This window comes from Pseudoalteromonas sp. Of11M-6 (assembly GCF_022347905.1).
GTDB lineage: Bacteria > Pseudomonadota > Gammaproteobacteria > Enterobacterales > Alteromonadaceae > Pseudoalteromonas.
The window spans coordinates 52,338-72,696 of sequence record NZ_JAKRFW010000034.1 but is presented as its reverse complement, the minus strand read 5'-3'; the positions used below and the strand labels follow the sequence as shown (position 1 = coordinate 72,696).

The 20,359-nt window shown below is 42.9% G+C and carries 24 protein-coding genes; 12 read left to right on the top strand and 12 right to left on the bottom strand.

Features of this window, described 5'->3' with window-relative positions:
• Nucleotides 1-190: 190 nt before the first annotated feature.
• Both MHN32_RS15990 and MHN32_RS15985 read right to left on the bottom strand, forming a co-directional pair.
• Nucleotides 191-946 carry a DUF3307 domain-containing protein gene (locus MHN32_RS15990; protein WP_174169137.1) on the bottom strand — a complete coding sequence of 252 codons (756 nt, stop codon included), beginning with the start codon at nucleotides 944-946 and terminating at the stop codon, nucleotides 191-193.
• A 38-nt stretch (nucleotides 947-984) separates the two neighbouring features.
• On the bottom strand, nucleotides 985-1,593 hold the full coding sequence (locus MHN32_RS15985; RefSeq protein ID WP_235367134.1) for a hypothetical protein: 609 nt from the start codon (nucleotides 1,591-1,593) through the stop codon (nucleotides 985-987).
• A gap of 315 nt (nucleotides 1,594-1,908) precedes the next feature.
• On the opposite strand from MHN32_RS15985, the gene MHN32_RS15980 reads away from it, so the two are divergent.
• Together MHN32_RS15980 and MHN32_RS15975 are read left to right on the top strand one after the other, a co-directional pair.
• Nucleotides 1,909-4,038, top strand: coding sequence for a winged helix-turn-helix domain-containing protein (locus MHN32_RS15980; protein WP_239422321.1), 2,130 nt, complete (start codon nucleotides 1,909-1,911; stop codon nucleotides 4,036-4,038).
• 13 nt (nucleotides 4,039-4,051) lie between these two features.
• Nucleotides 4,052-4,279, top strand: coding sequence for a hypothetical protein (locus MHN32_RS15975; protein WP_239422320.1), 228 nt, complete (start codon nucleotides 4,052-4,054; stop codon nucleotides 4,277-4,279).
• 56 nt (nucleotides 4,280-4,335) lie between these two features.
• Here the strand turns inward: MHN32_RS15975 and MHN32_RS15970 are convergent, their stop codons facing one another.
• The 3 genes from MHN32_RS15970 to MHN32_RS15960 all read right to left on the bottom strand — a co-directional run bounded on the left by MHN32_RS15970 (nucleotide 4,336) and on the right by MHN32_RS15960 (nucleotide 5,886).
• The gene (locus MHN32_RS15970; RefSeq protein ID WP_010605565.1) at nucleotides 4,336-4,710 is read right to left on the bottom strand and encodes a PH domain-containing protein; all 375 of its coding nucleotides are present in this window, start codon (nucleotides 4,708-4,710) and stop codon (nucleotides 4,336-4,338) included.
• A gap of 146 nt (nucleotides 4,711-4,856) precedes the next feature.
• Complete coding sequence (locus MHN32_RS15965; protein WP_010605566.1) at nucleotides 4,857-5,225, bottom strand: nuclear transport factor 2 family protein; 369 nt, start codon at nucleotides 5,223-5,225, stop codon at nucleotides 4,857-4,859.
• A 25-nt stretch (nucleotides 5,226-5,250) separates the two neighbouring features.
• Entirely contained in the window at nucleotides 5,251-5,886 is a 636-nt protein-coding gene (locus MHN32_RS15960; RefSeq protein ID WP_130165607.1) for a glutathione S-transferase family protein, read from the bottom strand.
• Nucleotides 5,887-5,998: 112 nt separating this feature from the next.
• Between MHN32_RS15960 and MHN32_RS15955 the strand changes: the two genes are divergently transcribed.
• From MHN32_RS15955 to MHN32_RS15940, 4 genes are all read left to right on the top strand, one after another.
• A complete protein-coding gene (locus tag MHN32_RS15955; RefSeq protein ID WP_239422319.1) occupies nucleotides 5,999-6,358 on the top strand; it encodes a MerR family transcriptional regulator in 360 nt (119 codons plus the stop codon).
• 215 nt (nucleotides 6,359-6,573) lie between these two features.
• Nucleotides 6,574-7,146 (top strand): NAD(P)H-dependent oxidoreductase, encoded by a 573-nt coding sequence (locus tag MHN32_RS15950; protein ID WP_239422318.1) that lies wholly within the window; start codon nucleotides 6,574-6,576, stop codon nucleotides 7,144-7,146.
• 102 nt (nucleotides 7,147-7,248) lie between these two features.
• A complete protein-coding gene (locus MHN32_RS15945; RefSeq protein WP_239422317.1) occupies nucleotides 7,249-8,199 on the top strand; it encodes a cytochrome c peroxidase in 951 nt (316 codons plus the stop codon).
• On the top strand, nucleotides 8,196-11,357 hold the full coding sequence (locus MHN32_RS15940) for an EAL domain-containing protein (RefSeq protein ID WP_239422316.1): 3,162 nt from the start codon (nucleotides 8,196-8,198) through the stop codon (nucleotides 11,355-11,357). Before MHN32_RS15945 ends, MHN32_RS15940 begins: the two co-directional genes overlap by 4 nt.
• Before the next feature lie 136 nt (nucleotides 11,358-11,493).
• On the opposite strand, the gene MHN32_RS15935 is transcribed toward MHN32_RS15940, so the two are convergent.
• Nucleotides 11,494-11,781 carry a hypothetical protein gene (locus MHN32_RS15935; protein ID WP_019647463.1) on the bottom strand — a complete coding sequence of 96 codons (288 nt, stop codon included), beginning with the start codon at nucleotides 11,779-11,781 and terminating at the stop codon, nucleotides 11,494-11,496.
• Complete coding sequence (locus tag MHN32_RS15930; protein WP_239422315.1) at nucleotides 11,778-12,425, bottom strand: HAD-IA family hydrolase; 648 nt, start codon at nucleotides 12,423-12,425, stop codon at nucleotides 11,778-11,780. Before MHN32_RS15930 ends, MHN32_RS15935 begins: the two co-directional genes overlap by 4 nt.
• Before the next feature lie 144 nt (nucleotides 12,426-12,569).
• On the opposite strand from MHN32_RS15930, the gene MHN32_RS15925 reads away from it, so the two are divergent.
• Nucleotides 12,570-13,325: a DeoR/GlpR family DNA-binding transcription regulator gene (locus MHN32_RS15925; RefSeq protein WP_010605574.1), complete on the top strand. Its 756-nt coding sequence runs from the start codon at nucleotides 12,570-12,572 to the stop codon at nucleotides 13,323-13,325.
• A 64-nt stretch (nucleotides 13,326-13,389) separates the two neighbouring features.
• Here MHN32_RS15925 and MHN32_RS15920 read toward each other — a convergent pair whose 3' ends face one another.
• A complete protein-coding gene (locus MHN32_RS15920) occupies nucleotides 13,390-13,881 on the bottom strand; it encodes a GNAT family N-acetyltransferase (RefSeq protein ID WP_239422314.1) in 492 nt (163 codons plus the stop codon).
• A 481-nt stretch (nucleotides 13,882-14,362) separates the two neighbouring features.
• On the opposite strand from MHN32_RS15920, the gene MHN32_RS15915 reads away from it, so the two are divergent.
• Both MHN32_RS15915 and MHN32_RS15910 read left to right on the top strand, forming a co-directional pair.
• Nucleotides 14,363-14,782, top strand: a complete 420-nt coding sequence (locus MHN32_RS15915; protein ID WP_239422313.1) for a nuclear transport factor 2 family protein — start codon at nucleotides 14,363-14,365, stop codon at nucleotides 14,780-14,782.
• A 37-nt stretch (nucleotides 14,783-14,819) separates the two neighbouring features.
• On the top strand, nucleotides 14,820-15,056 hold the full coding sequence (locus MHN32_RS15910) for a helix-hairpin-helix domain-containing protein (RefSeq protein ID WP_010605577.1): 237 nt from the start codon (nucleotides 14,820-14,822) through the stop codon (nucleotides 15,054-15,056).
• A gap of 62 nt (nucleotides 15,057-15,118) precedes the next feature.
• Here MHN32_RS15910 and MHN32_RS15905 read toward each other — a convergent pair whose 3' ends face one another.
• Both MHN32_RS15905 and MHN32_RS15900 read right to left on the bottom strand, forming a co-directional pair.
• Nucleotides 15,119-15,628: a hypothetical protein gene (locus MHN32_RS15905; RefSeq protein ID WP_102058171.1), complete on the bottom strand. Its 510-nt coding sequence runs from the start codon at nucleotides 15,626-15,628 to the stop codon at nucleotides 15,119-15,121.
• Between the two features lie 213 nt (nucleotides 15,629-15,841).
• A complete protein-coding gene (locus tag MHN32_RS15900) occupies nucleotides 15,842-16,714 on the bottom strand; it encodes a LysR family transcriptional regulator (protein WP_102058172.1) in 873 nt (290 codons plus the stop codon).
• A 94-nt stretch (nucleotides 16,715-16,808) separates the two neighbouring features.
• Between MHN32_RS15900 and MHN32_RS15895 the strand changes: the two genes are divergently transcribed.
• On the top strand, nucleotides 16,809-17,291 hold the full coding sequence (locus MHN32_RS15895; protein ID WP_239422312.1) for an MATE family efflux transporter: 483 nt from the start codon (nucleotides 16,809-16,811) through the stop codon (nucleotides 17,289-17,291).
• Complete coding sequence (locus MHN32_RS15890; protein ID WP_239422311.1) at nucleotides 17,243-18,181, top strand: MATE family efflux transporter; 939 nt, start codon at nucleotides 17,243-17,245, stop codon at nucleotides 18,179-18,181. The genes MHN32_RS15895 and MHN32_RS15890 overlap by 49 nt, the downstream gene beginning before the upstream one ends.
• 40 nt (nucleotides 18,182-18,221) lie before the next feature.
• On the opposite strand, the gene MHN32_RS15885 is transcribed toward MHN32_RS15890, so the two are convergent.
• A complete protein-coding gene (locus tag MHN32_RS15885) occupies nucleotides 18,222-18,755 on the bottom strand; it encodes a dihydrofolate reductase family protein (RefSeq protein WP_239422310.1) in 534 nt (177 codons plus the stop codon).
• An 86-nt stretch (nucleotides 18,756-18,841) separates the two neighbouring features.
• Here MHN32_RS15885 and MHN32_RS15880 point away from each other — a divergent pair, with 86 nt between their 5' ends.
• Nucleotides 18,842-19,399 carry a TetR/AcrR family transcriptional regulator gene (locus tag MHN32_RS15880; RefSeq protein ID WP_102058175.1) on the top strand — a complete coding sequence of 186 codons (558 nt, stop codon included), beginning with the start codon at nucleotides 18,842-18,844 and terminating at the stop codon, nucleotides 19,397-19,399.
• Nucleotides 19,400-19,457: 58 nt separating this feature from the next.
• On the opposite strand, the gene MHN32_RS15875 is transcribed toward MHN32_RS15880, so the two are convergent.
• Entirely contained in the window at nucleotides 19,458-20,252 is a 795-nt protein-coding gene (locus tag MHN32_RS15875; protein ID WP_239422309.1) for a helix-turn-helix domain-containing protein, read from the bottom strand.
• Between the last annotated feature and the right edge of the window lie 107 nt (nucleotides 20,253-20,359).

The following is a 20,359-nucleotide window of genomic DNA, read 5'->3' as shown; positions in this document are numbered from 1 at the left end:
CTGTGTTGCCCCACAAGGATGTGGGGTAAGGTGACTTTGCAGGAGCACAAAGTCTTTATCGCCTGACTCACATAGAATAACTATGCTACGCAGGCTCTGACTTGTATAAATACCAATCAAACTGCTGCAAAAACAAACTTGAAAGATACACAGGCCCTAGATTAAATGTCAAGGCACGTAATTGATTAAATCACAATTGAATAGGCATAAATGGTTTGATTAAAACGCCGACCACAAGGGCCAGCAACACACTGACAAGCGTGCCCAACATCACGTATTCGGTGAGCTTTCTGTCTTGGCTTTGGGTTAGATCGCCAAAGCGAAATACCGATTTAGCGGCGAGAATAAAGCCGATAGCAGCCCAGCTATCCAGTAACATGCAGCTCAGTAGTAATACACGTTCAAGTTGACCAATTAAACTTCCTGCTTGCGGCAGGCTATCAAGAGCTGAATTATTGAGTTGCCAACGCTCAAGCAGCATGCTGGTGAATATCGATGCAGGATGCAATACCATTAAATAGCCCACAACCAATATTAGCAGCTGGACATTAGCAAAAGGCTTTGCAAAGGCACTGAGCGCAATTTCAGGCTCAGCAATGTGCCAAGTGACGGCCACTAATATGGCAATATGTGCACATTGGTCTAGCACAAAAGGAATAACGCCTTTGCTAGAATAGGATTTAGCTAAGTCGATACAATAGTGGCTAATACCTACCGCTAGCGCAAAGAGCAGCGCATTCCACTGTGCTCCCCAAAACAAAGTCGACTGCCAAAGTAGGATGATTGCAAGTGCAGCCCCGCCATGCGCGACACTATGCCACAACAACTTGATGGACTTATAGTGACGGGTATTTCTGTCATGCACCCAGCTCATAGGTTGGAGGTAAAAGTCAGTGATTGTGTGACCTATTACTAACCACAATAACAATACTTGCCATTCGTTCATTAAGTCCACCTCGTGATATTTAAGTGTTGAGCATTCGACTATTGGTGTGAGCGTGCAATTGCTAAAAATTGATCTAATAAAGCGTAGTGTGCGCTATTGAGTAATTTAGTTACGTTCACCCGACTGGTGTTGAGTTGTTTTGCAATATCGGCATGGCTCAACTTAGGGTGTGAAATATGAATAAAAGCGGCCTCTGCTTGTTTTTGGGTTAAGTTCGAAAGTAATAAATCCACAAATGCCAGATTTAGTGCAAAGTGGGCATTACTGTCATTGTTATACCTGAGTCTTGCTTGTCCAATTGCGTCCAATCCTCGGCCCGCAAGTACCAGCGCAGCACCTGTCGCGGTTGATAAATCTGCTGCTGTGATATTAACTTCACCGACCGCAAGGCTGAGTCTGGCATCGCTATGTCGGCTAATTAAAAACAACCGTAGCTGTAATGCCACATTGAACAGTTTCGTAGCATCTGGCAACACAAGCTGAAAGCCGTCGCCGCGGTAAAAACTATAATAGCCCTGCTCCGCAGTCGCTATTTCAGCTAAGTAATCCTTTAACTCGCTTTGCAGCCTTGTAAGTTGTAGTTGTGACAGCGACTGTGAGCCGACAATGTCTGCTGTGATCACCGCACCTTGAGGTATTGATATCATAAAGGTAACTTAATTTGGTTACATTTAAGTAAGTAACTAATATTGGTTACATTGATTTTGGTATGAAGCTGGATAAAAAGCAAGCAGTCGCTAAGGTTTGTTCGCTTTGGTAGTATTTTACCAAAGCGAACGCAGGTATGGAGGTAGACAAAGCTCCCGCATATGTGAGAAATAGACGTTTATTAACTGTCCTTAAGCTTACAGGTCGCTAAATCTTAAGTTTTTGATTTTGTTTATTTTTACCCTGTTTGTCCTTATACTGATAATTATAATAATTGGCATTGTTAGCGCGTGCGCTAGGCATACTGGGGATTTATGGTAGAACAATATTGGGTTGGTGATTTTTTTGTCGATTTATCACGTAACCAGATTTCACACCAAGGTGAATGTCAAACGCTTGCACCAAAGGCTCTGGCGGTGCTCACTTGCTTGGCTCAGAATCAAGGCAAAGTGATGAGCCTCGATACCTTGCTCGATACAGTATGGCCAGATACGGTGGTCTCTCCTAATACTTTGCAGCGTAGTATTGCGCAATTGAGAAAGGCGCTTGGGGACGATGGTAAGGTGCAAGGTTATATCCAAACGCACGCTAAAAAGGGGTATAGCTTAGAGTGTGAAGTACGTTGGGAGGGGCAAACGAACGAGTTGACGAATACTGAGCCGCAACTTGAGGTGATGCCAGCCCCTGAACCTGAAATGCAACAAGATAAACACCTCACTCAAAGTCGGAATAAACACCTTTATGTGTTTGTTTTACTCGCCTTCACTATTTTGCTTGGGGCTATTGGCTATCAATATTTTTCCACCAAAAAACCTTCACCACTGTTCTTTGATACTTTGCGCTCATTGACCGCAACAGACGACAAAGAATTTGATGCAAGCTATTCCCCAGATGGTCAGTACATTGTTTTTCACCGCTATTTAAATAAGTTTTGCGATAATAAGATATGGGCAAAAAAGGCGGATACCCAACAAGAGATCCTGCTCACAGAGCGCTTTGGAGCATACGGCAGGCATAGTTTCTCAAAAGATGGTGAGCAGTTGCTGTTTTTGGCCACCGACGCTTGTAGTGGCGAACCAGTTACACAAAAGCGCTGCTACGACCTTGTAACTCTCGATTTTACTAAGGCATTGGAAAGCCCTCAGCAGCCAAAAGTTATTCTCCAGTGTAAAAACTCGGTGGTTGATAAGCCTATCTGGCTGAACGATGGCAATGTGGTATTGAAGCAAAAACAAGGCGAGCGCTGGAAGCTGATCAATTACTCCATTGACGACGACAGCGGTGTCGATCTTTATATCGTAGAAGAGGGGACGTTGATTGATTACGCCTATTCTCCTCAAGATGATTTAATCGCGGTCAGTAGTATTCATGCCGATGGCCTACATTATATCGATATGCTAAAACCTGACGGTGAGTTGCTCTCTAGTCATCAGATCCAGCGGCCGCCGGAAATTACTAAATTTCACGATATCTACCCAAGTTTTGACCCACTCAATCAGCAATTGATTTTTAGTACCGGACGTCAGCTATTTAGTCTGACGTATGAAGGGCTTGTGAGTAAAATTCAATTGCCGTTTTCGGATCGAATGAGGCAGCCTGAATTTCGCCCTGATGGCAAAAGTATACTGATGATCAAAGGACCTTACGACGGTGATATCGTAAAATTACCACTGACACAGTTAGCACAAGGCGCTCAAACATACACCAGCTTTGCACGAACCAACCTTGGTGAAGATCAGGCTGTTTTTCAGCCTGATGGAGACTTAGTGGCATTTTGGTCGGAGCGTTCAGGTACTGAACAGGTGTGGCTAAGCGATGGCAATAACACGCGACAACTGACTAACTTCCCGTTAGATACTTTTATTCGCGGGATCCACTGGGCTGAGGATGGCCAAAGCATATTGGTCAGTGCCAGTGGTGTACTGACACAAATTGCTTTAGATGGTAGCTTGACATCTTACCCGCACGCCTACCCTGTTTTACGCTTATATCAATGGAAAAGTGCAACACAACGTGCACTAACACAGATTAGGGTAAAGGGAGAAATGAAGTTAGCTGCTTATGATTTTGCTCAACAATCGTTTCAAATATTGACGCAGCAACCTGTGCTGTGGGCACTTGAAAGTGAACACGGTAAAGTTGTGTATAAGGATAGACTTGATCAGTTTTGGCAAATAGGCGCTGTTGAACCTCAGCGGATCAGTGCACTAAACAATCAAGGCGGCAGAGGAAAATCTTTTGTAATGCGCGGCAATGGGATATATGGCGTCAATGAAGACAATCAACTTTGGTCCTATGATTTAGACAAAACGTCGTTTACCATACTCGGCGAAGTGCCTACCAGTGTCGACTATCTCACCGACATTAACGACAACGATGTGCTTTTGATAAATCGAATATCGGCCAAGAAAGAAGTGGTAGAGCTTACGGTTGCGAATCAATAACTGGAGTATCAAAATGAGCAAATTAGCTCAATATCAGCGTTTTAGGCAAGAGCTAGGGCTATTGCTCGCACAATACAAAGGCTATGGGTTTGTACTTGGTTTTCTGCTAAACCTCAGTATTTGGCATATTGCATCTCAGTTTGTAGCTGATCCCTTTGTCTCTAACTTTTGGAATCAAGTATTTGTTTCCTTGCTCTTTTCTGTGGTTTTTTGCCTGCGTGCAGAACGAAAACCAACTTAATTTACTTACTGAAAAGAAAGGCACAACACGCATGTGCCTTTTTACAGCAAGCGCGGCTATAAACAATATTGTGAAATGATCTGATATACTTGGTTGATATTGTCGCCCGCTTTAAATTCTTTACTAATTGGTGTTGGGTCTGAGCCAATCCAGATTTTTAATTCCGCATCAAGGTCGAAGTGACCCGCAGATTCTTTGCTGTATTTTGTGATTTTGCTATACGGAATGCTGAGCATTTCTACTTTGCTGCCCGTCATGCCTTGCTTGTCGATTAAAATTAGACGCTTGTTGGTAAAAATAAACAAGTCGCGGATCACCTTGTAAGCTTGTGCAACTTCTTCTCCAGCAATTAATGTATCTGCTAATAACTTATCTACTTCGCTACTGTCTACTTCGCTTGCATTACCGAGCAGACCACTTAATAGTCCCATTGTTGTTCTCCGTTTTATTTCAATTCGTCTTAGGCTGATCTCAAGATAGTGCTTAGGTCGAAATGAATTAATGATGAAAGTGCAAAACCAGCATAGAAAAGCGCGCTGATTTTGCCAAATAAATAACCTGAGTTTGGAGTAAGGAGTTAGCTTATATCTCTTATCAAACAAATTTTTCCATCGCGAAATGCAAACTCTGAGCGGCCCTGCAAGGAGATGCTTTGTCCTGCTTTCATGCCATTGGCTAAGTCTTGGGCTAATTTAGCTTTGTAGGTCACATGAACAATAAACAGATCATTGTCTTGCGTGGCAGCGGTTAAAGATTGATTGCGTTCTGAAAATAACTTAGCAGACTGATTTGCTAATTCTGCAAATTCCATTTTACTGGTTGTACGCGTTGTAATTTCACCATTGGCAAGATTCTCAAACACGACATCATCCGTGAGCTGAGCTAGCATTCCCGGAATATCAAAATGATTGTAGGCAGAGATATAGTTTTTCACTAAGGTTTCCATTTTTTCCTCCTTGGTGTAATGGATGCTAATAAAAATTTAGATCGGTTTGTTCAATTTCGCACACTCTTTTTACCACTTTTTGCTGTGCCATCATTCGCATAAATCGGCCCAAATGTGCATAGTCTTTTGGCGCAGTATTAAACCCACTTGCCCAATGGGCCAGCATAAATAAATAATAATCACAAAGCGTGAGATGTTCACCAACTAAGTAGGTGTTTGTTGCTAACTGCTTGTCGATAAGTGCAAACATGTCGCTGACTCGTTGCTCAGCGGCTTGAAACATGGTCTTGCTGCTCTCTGGTGACAGCTGATATTTTTCAGGATAGAAATACAACATGAGTTCTGGCTGAACCGTCGTGGTTAAATAAAAAAGCCACTGATAAAACGTGGCTCTCTGTGGGGTTGCTGGTGCTGGGATAAGTTTTCCTTCAGGGTGCTTTTCGCATAAATGCAAACAAATTGCTGCACTCTCGAAGATGATTTGGTCACCGTCGACCAATGTCGGGATCCGCCCTGTTGGATTGAGTTCTAAATAGGTCGCAGACTTTTGTTGTTGCGTTTTTCTATCGATCAAGAGCAGTTCTTTTTCTAGTTGTAGGTGCTCAAGTACGAGATGTGGTGCCCAACTGGCATTACGAGGGTAGTAAAACAACTGATACATCTTTTGCTATTCCTTGACGATACTTTTTGTTAGCGTGCAATTGGTATTAGATGGTTGCAACTTTTATGGAGGCTGTAAACCGTTATTTTGCTTTTAGCTGGGAGAATCAAAAATGTATATTGGCAAGCTGTCGAAGCAAACTGGGCTGTCAGTCAAGGCCATTCGCTTTTATGAAGAGAAAGGGCTTATTCCTACCCCGGAGCGTGTTGGTAAATATCGCGTCTATTCTCAAGTAGATGTCGATCTGCTGTTATTAATAAAAGAAGCAAAATCGCTCGGTGTGTCGATTAAGCAATTACAGCAAGTGATTGAAATTAAAGGGCGGCAAGTCAACTGGGTCGAAATCAACACATTTTTAGTCGAACTCAAAGCATCCTGCATAGAGCAAGTTGTGCAGCTTCAGCAAAAAATACAACGTATTGAACATTGCATCGCATCACTTGATGAATGTCCACAGATAAAACTATCCTAACCTAGCCAGCAAGATTTAGGGAAAACAAGGCGAATTTACGCACCAATAGCTGGCTATTGGAAGTGAATTTAACGCAGTTAGCGCTAAAACTGGCTGCTAGAAAGGCATTAATTATCCGCAGCTCAGGTTATCCTAGTCTCAGGTAGAGTAACTTGACTCTCCCGTTAAGGGGAGACAGTACACTCGTTTCTCAGTCATGTGATAAGGAAACGACGATGAAAAAAATACTGCTACTAAACGGTAACCCCAAAACCAAAGGCCTGTGCCACGCTATCACCACAAGTTATGAGCAAGCTGCAAACACCCAACATCAAGTACGCAGAATGGATCTTAGTGAGATGCACTTTGAAATCAATTTGATGTATGGTTATGAAGCGAGCCAACCATTAGAGCCATGCCTTAAGCAATTCCAAGAGAACTTACTGTGGGCGCAGCACATTGTGATAATAAGCCCAATTTGGTGGTTGGCGTTACCAGCCAAGCTCAAAGGGCTAATAGATAGAGCATTACTTCCAGGCTTTGCTTTTAAATACAGTGAGGCCGGCACTGAAATTGAAAAGCTTCTACCGCATAAAACCGCAAGAGTCATTCTCACCTCAGACACGCCGCAAACTTATTTGGAAGAAGTTGCTGCTGGGCTTATGGCTCAACTAGAACATGGGACACTAGGATTTTGTGGTATAGAGCCAACTCAACATACGCTATTTGGCCCTGCGCACTTAGCAACTCCTGAGGTAATTGATAACTGGCTGAGTGAAGTGACAAGTCTAGCCGTGCGGGGTGAGTGAATAAAAACACATAACTTCTATTGCTAAGCTTATTTTAAATCAAAATTTGCAATGCCGAATGTTGCTATCTTTTACACCAAGATGGCAACTTGGGCGGAGTGTATGCGAATTTGGAGTTTATTACTTTTTGCGTTTCCATTATTGGGAGCTGCAAATGAGCCAATTCTGCCACTTGAGCCTGCAATAGGGCTTGATGCCGATAAAGTTAGCTTGGGCAGATCACTTTTTTTTGATAAGCGGCTTTCCCGAGGAAACCAAGTCAGCTGTGCGTCATGTCATCAATTACTCACTCATGGCGCGGATGTAAAGCCCCTTTCCAGTGGTGTTAATGGCGCACTCGGTGAGCTAAAAACTCCAACTGTTTACAATGCGGCTTTAAATATTCGTCAAGCGTGGGATGGCCGTGCGCAAGCGCTTTATGATCAAATCGACTCACCCATCTTAAACCCAAAAGAGCATGATATGACGTGGCCAGAAGTCGTTGCCAAGTTAAATCAAGATAAAACGCTGGTCGCGCAATTTACTAGAGTGTACTCGCAGGGAGCAACGAAACACACGGTAAAAGACGCAATAGCGACTTTTGAAGGGTCGTTAATCACGCTTAATGCGCCGTTCGATTTATGGCTTAAAGATAAAAGCGTAAAACTGCCTAAGTCGGCTATTGCCGGTTATGAGTTATTTAAACGGTATGGTTGCATTAGTTGTCATCAAGGACGCAATGTTGGTGGCAATATGTTTGCCAAAATGGGCACCTTTGGTGATTATTTTGGCGATAGAAATACACCAATTCAAAAAGCGGATTATGGCCGTTTTAACGTTACCGGCAACGAGCAAGATCGCTTTGTGTTCAAAGTACCGAGCTTGCGACTTGCTAGCAAACAAGCATACTTTTTTCACGATGCTAGTCATAGCAGCCTAGAATCCGCCGTTGCGACCATGGCCAAATACCAACTTGGTCGCAATATCTCAGACTCCGATATAAACAAGCTAGTTGCCTTTATTGACAGTCTAGCAGGACATCACCACGAAATGGATTTGGAAAACCACGAATGAAGAATAAGGCCTTCATTGGTGTGCAAGCGTTACTGCTGTGCGCGCCAATTGCGCTTTTTGCGTATTTTTACTCGCAGCAAGAGCTCAGCAGTCAAACACACCAAGCACGAGTTACCCTGCTCTTTGAAGCCAAAAGTATTGATGCCAAACTGGATGCCGCGGTGTTACAAATGCTTAGTGCACAGCTCAATCAATATGATGAGTTAGCGCAATTAGCGCATGCAATTGATGCTTTGAATACACCACAGCGAGATGCATTATTTGCAGAAGCCACGCCTGACATTCGACAGCAATTTGATGCTTATCGTCGGCTACTCAGTAATAAAGTATTGCAAGTCGAGTCCATTAAAACTGCGGCGGCAAATATTAAAAATAGCCTGCTTTATCTTCCCGAGTTGCTAATCGAGCTGGAGCAGAGTGAGCCCGAACTGGCAACCCACGCCAATAGAATGCTTGCTAATTTAATGTTGGGTCAGCTCTACGAATTTGTCGCAGAGCCTTTAATGACCATCAACTCTGAAAGTAGCTTAGAGCAGCTTATCTATCAGCATTTTAATGTTGCCCTTGCTAACAGTGCAGAATTAAAAAAGGCAAAACAACGCTTTTTGTCTTTGCCGAGTGACCAAGCTTTTTCAGCACTTTACGCGGCATATAGCCAGCACCACAGTGAAACCATAGAAAAAACCAAGCATCAAAGTGAATTACTCTTACTGCTGACCATTGTGCTATTTTTGCTCTTGATTGTGTTTGCAAACCGACTTTATGTGGCCAAAAATAAAATTCTGAGCACCAGCCAAACTTTGTCTGATGCCGTTGCGCGTTTAACCGAAGGCTTTGCTCTTTTTAGTCGCAGTGGCAATTTGCTGCTCTGTAACAGTGCTTGGCGTAATCATTTTGCAATTGCCGATAGCGAAAAAATGCCACGCAAGTTAGAAGAGTGGCAGCAGCAGTTTGGAGAAATTTTTAACTCCGACGCCAATTTGCATCAAACCGAATCTGGCGCTTGGTTACAGGTAAAACAAACGAATACACACAACAATGGCCAAGTGTTTGTGAGTGTTAATGTTTCCCTTTTTAAACAAGCGGAAGAAGAGCTTCGCAAGTGGGGCCATGCCATTGAGCAAAGCCCCTCTTCTATTGTGATCACCGATCCTCGTGCTCGCATTGAATACGTTAACCCTAAGTTTGAACAAGTTACTGGGTATTCACTTGAGGATGTGAAAGGACAAACACCCAAAGTACTAGGCTCCAAACAAGGATTTACCGACTACAAAACGCTGTGGCAAACCATCAAACAAGGCAAAGTCTGGCGTGGTGAGTTTTACAATCGCCGTAAGTCTGGAGATTACTATTGGGAGTACGCGTCTATTTCCCCGATTAAAAACCAGCAAGGGGAAATCATTAACTTTATTGCGATCAAAGAAGATATCACTGCACAAAAAAGCGCAAGTGCACAGCTTAAAACTGCAGCGGCGGTATTTAATGCAACGCAAGAAGGGATCATGACCACCAACGCAAAACTTGAGATCACCGCGGTCAATCCAGCTTTCACCAAAATTACTGGATACGAAGAACATGAAGTGCTCGGTCAACGACCTAATATTTTAAGTTCAGGTAAGCATGACAAACATTTTTATGAGCAGATGTGGAGCACCCTCAACTCGCACGGACAGTGGGCAAGTGAGATCTGGAACAAGCGTAAAGACGGTACTTTATATCCAGAGTGGCTAGCAATCAGTGTCGTGCATGATGACAAAGGGCTGGTGCAGCAATACGTTGCTATATTGTCTGATATGACCGAGCGCAAAGCGCAAGAAGAGCAGATTGAATATCAAGCCTATTACGATGTGTTGACCGGACTGCCGAATAGAACGCTATTACTTGAGCGCATTGAGCAAGATATTAAACGCATGAGCCGTACTCATCATCAAAGTGCAGTGTTATTTATTGATTTAGATAGGTTTAAGCGTGTCAATGACACCATGGGTCACGAGGCCGGAGATGCCTTACTTATCTCCGTAGCTAAGCGCTTAAACGGCCTGCTGCGTAAAAGCGATACCTTGAGCCGCTTTGGGGGAGATGAATTTGTATTGTTATTGAGCCAAATTGCGCATCCGGATCATGCTGCTCAAGTAGCCGATAAAATTGTCAAAGCACTGAGCGAACCATTTGTGATCAACGGCTTTGAGGTATTTACCGGGGCAAGCATCGGGATCGCGATTTTACCAAGTGATGCAAAAGATCAAAAAGAGTTATTACGACTTGCCGATTTAGCCATGTATAAAGCAAAAGAGGCGGGGCGCAATCAGTATCACTTTTTTGCGCAAGAAATGCAGCAACAGGTGAATCGTCGAGTTGAGCTGGAGCAGCTGCTCCGAGCTGCGCTTGAACATCAGCGCTTAACCGTACATTACCAACCTATTGTCGATACGGTGTCGGGTAAATTATATGGTGTCGAGGCGCTCATGCGCTGGCCAACTGATTTCGGCCAGTATATTTCTCCTGCTGAATTTATTCCTGTCGCTGAAGAAAGCGGTCTTATTGCTCCTCTTGGTGAGTGGTTACTTGCTAAGGCATGTAATGATATTCGCAGATTAAATAAAGCACTTGGCATGAATTGTTATTTGACGGTAAATGTCTCGAGTCAGCAATATCGACTTGGCTTTAACGCCACTACCATTAAACAAATCATACAGCAATCAGGCTTTCTTCCAGAAAATCTAACGCTTGAAATCACAGAAAGCATCTTACTTGAAGATGATAAAGCCGTAACTGCTTGGCTGCAAAGCCTGCGGGCAACGGGGGTCAACTTAGCAATTGACGATTTTGGCACTGGCTATTCTTCTCTTAGCTATCTTAAACGCTTCCCCATCAATATATTAAAGATCGACCGAGGTTTTATTCAAGATATAGATCAAAACCAAGATGCTGCCGTTTTGGTCAACGCGATTTTGTCTATGGCGGAGAGTTTATCGCTCAAAGTGATAGCCGAAGGCGTAGAACAACAAGGACAACTAGATTGCTTAAAAGACCTTGGTTGTCAGTATGTACAAGGATACTTTTATGCCAAACCAATGGCGATTGAAGGATTAATCGACTGGGTTGAGCAATTTGCCATTGCATCGGAGCGAATACCTCCCAAACTGTGGTTGGATTGAAGTGTGTGGCTGTTAAATTGCAGTATGGGGTGTTGTGATCCAATTAGAGCTGATTTCTGGGCCCGTGAATGGGTTCCCAATCAAATGGCAATCCGTTCTAAATGGGTTGGCAAAGCTGTTTAGCTTTGCCAACTACTCAACGCAAAATCGCAGTTAGTAAAATTAAGATCTGTAAAAGTAGGCAAAGTACATTAGTAACAATGATTGCCATTCGCTGAAATCTCAGCCCATACATCAGCCAAAAACTAAACACCAATACATACCCGATTAAAAACGTAAAGGACAAGTTGGTTGGGCCTTGGCGCTCAAGTTCGCTAAGTAGCTGGCCGAATAATGCGATAAAACCGATACCGCCGAAGAACACACCGGCGAAATCCCAGTAGGTATCTTTCGTTTGATAAAAGCCTGTCAGCCATGTTTTCATTCGCTTACTTCCTCTGATAAGTAGATATCCTGATAGTGATTGATACGGGCAACAATATGGTCATGTTGAATGGTGCAAAAACGGTTAACTACGACTACCTCACAGCCAGCGCTAAGTGCGGATCTCACCCCTTGATCTGAGTCTTCAAATGCAAGACATTTAGAGGTTGCCACTCCCAGTCGTTTGGCCGCCAATAAAAATGGCTCAGGGTGAGGCTTACCTTGCCCAACATCATCTGCGGTAATTAATATTTCAGGAATAGGTAAACCTGCTGTGGTGAGTCGTGCAACTGCATTGTGACGATTTGCAGAAGTTGCAACGGCCCACTTGCGTTGCTGTGCTTTTATTTCGCTTAAAAACGATTTAGCTCCAGGAATGGCTGTGACGGTATGGGCAAGGTCGGCTTCTGCTTGTTCCAACAGCTCAACTTCATGCAGGCTATCTAAATGCGGAGTAAATTGTTCTATAAAGTCTTTGAAACGTGCACCTCTGCCCGTAGTTAATACCATTTCTAAATCGACATGATGTTTCTCACACCAAGGCGCGACGGCTTGTCGCACTGCAACTTCAGAATCAACAAGTGTGCCATCCATATCGAATATCAATCCCTGATAATGGTTCAGGTTGAGTGAATTAAGTGCCATTTTTACTCCTTATGATAATATTTCATGCATAAACAGGCGTTTGTTGATATTAAATCGGCTTTATCGTGCATGTGTGTGCAAATAATACGCTTGTATCTCGATCTTTTTCAAGTAAAATTACGCAAAAACATGCAGGAACATGCAATGCTATTGGCAGAACGTCATCAATTCATTCTCGATCAGCTTAATTTACAAGGGCGGATCACCTCAGTGTCCTTGGCGCAAACACTTGATGTGAGCGAAGACACAATCCGTCGGGATTTAAACAAACTGGCTGAGCTTAAGCTCCTGCGGCGTGTTCATGGTGGCGCTTTAGCGCTGCAGGATAATACTCCTGACTATATCGAGCGTTTAGATAAACCCGATACCAGTAAAATTCGTTATATTGAACCTGCCTTAGCGATGCTCGTGCCGGGACAAACGATAGTGATTGATTCTGGCGAGACGTGCCGTTATTTAGCACAACACTTACCTAAAAATATGCCGTTGACTGTGGTTACGGGTTGTCCACTGATCGCCAAAGAGTTGGCCTATCATTCGTTGGTGGATGTGATTGTATTAGGCGGTCCTATGTTTAAACCAGCAATGCGGGTGGTAGGCATGACGGCGATCGAAATGGTGAAACGGATCCGTTTTGATATTGTTTTTATGGGGATTTGCTCGTTCCATATTCACCACGGTTTTAGCGCGAGCTATATAGAAGAAGCGGAGATCCTTTCTGCTACTATTCGTCAGAGCGATCACACTGTGATTATGGGACCGAGTCATAAACTAGATAAAGTCGCTACTTATCAGATTGTTACAGCTAACGAAATTGACACAATTATTACCGATGAAGAAATCAATCCAAGCTTAAAAAAGCAGATTGAGTCGCTAGAGATAGCGCTTACTTTGGTCTAGGTTAATACGGAGCTACTGGGTTGCTTGAGTAGCCTACTTACGGTTGAACTAAGCAACCGCCCCTTTAAGGCTTTAATAAGGCAAAAATGTGATTGTTGTAGAAACGCTCATTTTTAAATATAGCGCGTTTTAACACCGCTTCTTGCTCAAAACCTGACTTCTCTAGTAGCTTCATTGATGCATGATTGTCGTCAAATACTGCGGCAAAGATCCGTTCAATATTGGTCTCGTTAAATACCTCTGACGTAATGTGTAAAATGGCTTTATGAGTAATTCCTTTACGCCAATGGCTTTTTGCGAGCCAATAGCCTATTTCACCAGAACGCTCATATTCAAACCCGCCAGGGTTAACACCTATACAGCCGATAAGCTGCTGACCATCGCAAATCGCCCGAACATAGCCTTGTTTACTGCCTTCATTTACCCACCACATGGCATCTTGCTCGGTGTAAGGTTGCGGAATTTTTGTTGATAAATACCGAACGACATCGGGATCGTTCAAAATCACGACCATATTGTCAACATCATTGGCTTGGAACGGTCTTAGTTTGAACATTGAGCTCTCTTTCAATAAATTTAAACGTAAATTCATCAATAAGTTACCATTCCCTTTCGAGGTATACAATGCGTGCTTTGTGTAGAGAAAAGTAAGCTGGGGGTGATTGTCGTCATCGGACTTTATTTTGCGTATTTTGATTGCATTAAATAACGTTAATTATTTTAGACGAGGAATGCACAATACTAACTTCAAGCCTTGCACCGCAAATTCTTCAACTGAGATTACCTAACCTGAACTCGGGATAAGAAGTTAGTTAACCTGAGCTGCGGATGTTTTCCCTAAAACTCTCTGGCTAGATAAGGAGAAAACTAAGTTGTGCTTTAGCAACAATGAGTTGGAACATTCCTTATCCAAACCTCAGGTTAGTTAAGTTACTAAAATATCTAAGTTCAGGTTACCTATATTGTTTTTATTTTGTTTGCCCTAATAAAGAGAGTGAGATTACAAATTAATTGCAAAGGATTAGGAAGAAAAAACGATGGATAAAAATACCTTAATTGAATTGGTGACTGAGTACTTTAAAAAGATTGATGTTGGAGATTCAAGCTATTTAGACCTATTTCATGATGAAGTGACTTTCTTTTTTCCAAAGTTTGGTGACGCTGTTGGTAAGCAAGCATTACTTGAGTTTGGCGATAAAATTGGCAGCTCACTCAACAGGATTTGGCACGATATTGCGCATTTTAATTTCATTGTGTCTGGAAAAACAGTTGTTGTTGAAGGGCGCGAAGGCGGTGTGATGCGTGATGGGACGCACTGGCCTGATAATCAAATTTCATCTGGCCGTTTTTGTAGTGTGTTCGAATTCTCTGATAACTTGATCACAAGAATGCATATTTACGTTGATCCAGACTTCTCAAGCCAAGATAGTGATAGGATTTCAATATTATCGCGCTAATGTTGACTGTTTTGATAAAGAAAAGGATAGCTGATCTATGGTTTTCTCTGAAAGTGAAAAGAACACCTTACTCGCCCTCAAAGGAGTCGGCCCTACGGTAATAAAGCGTTTTGAAGAAATCGGTATTTGCAGTTTGAGTGAACTTGCGACTTATGAAGTTGAAGAAATAGCTGAGCGGGTCGCTTCTATGTTGCAAACAACTTGTTGGAAAAACAGCCCGCAGGCAAAAGCTGCCATTCAAGCTGCAATCACGAAAGCACGTAAGATGAACTAGCGTGTAAAGCCCCTTTACGGGGCTTATTCAAAGTAGTCTGGAAAACATATTATCTAGGCTTACTAAGCAACAGCTTCTACAAAGTTGAGGTCGAAACGTCCGTCCGGATCTTCTACTTTGATAAGCTCGTTAAGCGGTTTGTTTTTTAATGCCTTATTTTCAGCAAAGATGTCTAACAATAGTGGTTTTACTGCGTTTCCGCATAGCGCCTTGGCGAGTGCTTCATGAGAAAGCTTGAACAACAGGTCCATATTCTCGTCCTCGTCTTCAACGAGTTCTATATCTTCCCAGCTCTCGAAAATGTCTCTCAGTTTACTGACTTCTGCGCAGTCATCTTCAAAGTCAGATAAGATGATAAACTCGTCTGAGGCAACGTTTTTATGTTGTTCAAAACGGCTTTCTGGCAGGCTATAGATATTCCAATTTACATCGTAATGCCAAAACTCAACAGATAACGACATATGAGAATAAGCGCTTTGATTTACATAAAATTTTAGTTCGTTGATGCGCCTTTTAATAAGTGTAATTAAAACGTTTTCGTAAGCTTCAATAAGCGTATTTTTATCAAACATAATGTATCCTAACTGCGGTCTTAAATGCTAAGACTACGTGCTCCTATATTTGTTCTCAGTATTAATTCCACTCTACTATGTAAATGTGAACTTTTGTTACTGGCGTTTGCTAAAAGGTAATTTATCCAAAACAGGTTAATTTAACCACCAGTGTAGAAAAAATGCCAGTCTCTGCCGAGCCAATATGGCTTTAAATTGACAGTGTACGTTTAGTCAAAATAAGCTTGCTGTTTCGTTGTATAGCCATCGCACGATAGGCCCTTTGCTTTGATCTCTGCGTTGCACGATACCCATTTCGACGACCAGCGGGTTAGGAATATGTTCGGTTGATAGCTCGACCAGTTCGTTCATGTACCATGGCGTGTTGACAACATGTTCAGGTACTAATGCCCAACCAACCCCTCTAATAGCTAAACCCATGATGTAATAGTAACTGTCAATATGCCAGTGGCTTGTAGATATGGCTTGTGACTGAGTATTACCAATGCGGTCACGTATAACGAGCTGCCGATGTTGGTTTAGCTCCTCAATGCTTGGAGCAGAATGTTGTGCAAGCGGGTGGTGAGGGGAGCAGATCAAGATTTGTTTAAAGCTGCTAATTGAGGTGAAATCCAGCGATTCTGGCAATGGTTTTTGGTGAAATAAAATGCCTATTTCTGCCCTTTTTGCGCTCACCCATTGTGCAATGTCGTCTTGGGAACCATTAATAATGGCTAATTTTAATAGCGGAAATTGCTGAGCTAATCGTTCAAACAATGATTCAAATGCGATGATGGGCACTGCTTCATCCATGGCAACAGTGAGAGACACCTCTTCGCCACTATTAAGAGAATTGGCTCTTGATTGCAGGCGCTGACACTGCATGAGCACCGCTTCAGCTTCTTTAAACAGATCGAGACCAGCTTGATTTAACACTGGCAGTCTGGCGGAGCGGTCAAAAAGTGCAAAACCTAGATCGGCTTCCAAATTGGCAATTGCGGTGCTGACCCGAGATTGTGCCTTCCCCAAGTGTCTTGCTGCAGCTGAAAATGACCCCAACCTGACGGCGGTAACAAAGGCTTCAAGTTGATCGAGTGTCCAATGCATAATGATTAACCTATCCGAATTTCGGATGGATACTAACTTTGACCAATCTCAATTACAAGGATAATAACGGTTTTTCTTGCTTAAGGATTTCATCATGCTGTTAGATTCAGCGAGCAAAACCCCCACAAAAGACACCAACGTTACCCGCACTTTTTGGCGTTATACCATCCCTGCCGTTGTCGCAATGATGGTCAATGGATTGTACCAAATCGTCGATGGTATTTTTATTGGTCACTACCTTGGTGCTCAGGGGTTGGCTGCTGTAAACCTTGCTTGGCCCATTATAGGGATCATTATTGGTTTTGGCGTTTTAATCGGGATGGGATCTGGCAGTTTGCTGTCGATATATCGTGGCGCTGGCGACAATACCGATGTGCAGCAGCTGATGGGCACTAGCTTTTGGCTCATCGCTATCTTGACTGTGGTTGCAATGACTGTCCTTGTATTATTCGGACCTACTTTGCTTGAGCTTCAAGGTGCATCGGGTGAACTTTTACATTCCAGTTTGGCCTACTTACAGGTATTGAATTGGGGAGCTGGGTTACCATTGCGGCAGGTGCGTTGCCGTTACTACTAAGAAACAATGGTAAACCAGAATTGGCAACGGCTTTGCTGATTGTAGGGGCGCTCGGCAACATAGTGCTCGATTATTTTATGATTGTGGAAATGCAATGGCAACTACCCGGTGCTGCACTTGCTACGCTGATTTCACAAGGGATAGTCGCACTTGCAGCGCTCTACTTTTTACTCACTTCTGGTGAAGAAAATAAACCCAAAGGTGCGTTTAATCAGCCCCTAGCCCTAGAAATACTAAAGCAAGGCGCAGCAGGATTGGTGATGTTTTTGTATTTTGGCTTTATCGTTGCGTTACATAACAAGCAGTTGCTGATATTTGCCAGTGAAGTTGAGGTGGCGGCCTTCGCTGTGGTTGGTTACCTTGGCGTTATTTACTATTTTATCGCAGAAGGCGTAGCGAATGGTGTCCAGCCGCCTATCAGTTATTATTATGGAGCAGGCCTTTACCAGCGCATTCACACTATGTTTAAGCTGGCGCTCAAAGTGAGCTTGGGTTTTGGTGTGATGATGGTAACTATGTTTTATCTGTTTCCGAAGGATGTACTTGGGCTCTTCAGTGAGGATTTGGCTTTGCTCAACGCGGCCGAGCGTGGTTTGCAGCTGCATCTATCCACGTTATTCTTGGATGGTTTTATATTTCTTACCTCGATGTACTTTGTTGCGGTAGGTAAAGGCGGTAAAGCGTTGGTTATTTCACTTGGAAACATGTTGGTGCAATTGCCGTTTTTATATTTATTGCCCTTCTGGTTTGGTGTCGATGGGGTGTGGCTTGCGGTGCCTATCTCAAACATCACATTAACCGTTATTATCATCCCTCTGCTTTGGCGTGATTTATATCAGTTAAAGCATGCAGATATGGAAGCTACGTCAGGTGATAAGCTGTGCGCTTAGTTGCATACTGCAGGCGCTTATTTTAAGCGCCTTCTTAGGGTTATCTTTGGCGTACGTAGTAATTTTTTACCACGCAATCTAAATATCTCACAGCATTCACATGTCTAAATTTAAGCGGTTCGTTTAATTCTCCGAATAAAGGTATTCCGCCACCTAAAATAGTTGGAATGGTCGTGATAATTAGCTCATCAATGAGATCTTGTTGAAGAAAGCTTTGTATGGTTTTTCCGCCATCAATGTAAAGATTTTTAAAGCCCTGCTGAGCCAGTTGTTCGGCGATATCTGTCAGTTCACCCCGTACAAGCGATACCTTATCTGAAAAAACTTTTGGCACTTCTTTAAGCGTATTACTTAATACAAAAACAGGTTTATTGTATGGCCAGTCGCAATCAAATCCTTGGATTGTCTCAAAGGTATTACGTCCCATGATGATGGCATCTATGCGGGCCATAAAATCGGCGAACCCCAAGTCTGAACCTTCAGGGTTGGGTAAATCATGTAGCCAATCTAAGTGGTTGTTTTTATCCGCGATAAAGCCGTCTAGGCTTGCCCCAATATAGACGATGTTTGCCATTTTATACTCCAATTGAACCCTAAACTATTTCAAGATAAAATAAATTCTACACTGTAGAATTTATTTTATCTTAGCGAGAGTAAACAATGAGTGTCAAGGATAAGAAGCGTGGCCGACCGTTAGCGGAAGGTAAAGCACTAAGTCAGGAGCTGATCATACAAGCAGCCAAATTGCAGATGAAGGAAAGTAGAAAAGTGCCTAGTATTCGAGCGTTGGCGAGCAGCCTAAATGTCGATGCGATGGCAATTTATCACTACTTTAAAAACAAACAGGCTTTGCTCGAAGCTTTGACCTGCTCTTTAGTCGATGAAATATATGAACCTAGCTGCGATGAACAGTGGCAAACAGAGCTACAAAAGCTCAGTGTAAGTTATTTACAGCTACTCGACGACTATCCAGGGCTGTTAACTGTGCTGCTATCAATGGACTCAGTAGGTCCAGCTGAAGTGTTTCAAACCCGATTTGAGGTGATCACTCAAACGCTTGAATTACAGGGGCAGGCACAACAAGATGCGATTTGCTTACTGGTTGATTATTTACATGGTTTTGCACTTGCTATGGAGTGTCACCCAGATAGAGAAGCGTTAAATGTCTCGATGACAAACGGTACAATTGCACTAATTTGTAAAGCGATTGAGGCTTAATGTCATTGCGTTGTGGCGTTGTAAAGGGGCATTACAACACATAGAGGCGAAGTACCTGTTAGGGACGCTTGAGATAACGATTGGGAGTGGTGCCGATTATTTCTTTAAAATCTCTAATAAGATGTGACTGATCGGTATAGTTCAACTGAGCAACAATGTCTGCCATTGTAGTCGCATTGGATTCAAGCAGTGCAAGTGCTTGGTGCAAGCGGTACTTTCGAATTAGCCATTTAGGACTAAAACCGATGTAGTGTTGGCAAAGCCTTTGTATTTGTCGTATTGGCATGTCGCATTGTTTGGCAAGTTGCTCAACCGTAAAAATATCGCTGTGATCTTGCAAGGTGTTGAGAATACCTTCGGCCATAGCAGCACCTGTGCTTTGAGGGAGTGTAAACGACATTAAAAATTGTGATAGCACTTTTACCCGCTCTGCATCATCACTTGCCATGGTTAATGAAGAAACAAGCGAACTCGATGGCATATCGCAAAGATGCTGCAAAGAAAAGGTTTTATCGACACATGCCAAAGGAGTGATATCAAATTGTTCTACTAGGGCACCGACCCTAAATTTAACCCCCAAGAGCTGCCCTTTTCCATGCATTGTGTAATCGTATACTTTGCTTACAGGGCCAATAATTTTTATCTCATCGGTACTTAGCAGTAAATGAAAGTTGGGATCTGGTAAGTTTCGTTGTGTATGGGTTTTATTATCCGGCAAACACCAGTCGACAAACCAAAATTGCTCGACAAGACCTTTTAACTCTGTGCATGGGAAATACCGTCTAAGCTGGTAGTTTGGAGCGCTTTGTTGTTGGTGGAGTACACCGGTGACTGGACTAAGGTTAGATTTCATCGTTGCCTTGTTATGGATAGAACTCATTGTTTGTTGTCGCGTTTTTACAATACCAATTTTAAATTGCGTGCTAGATTTAAAACAAGCTGCATGAAACTGCAGAGCAA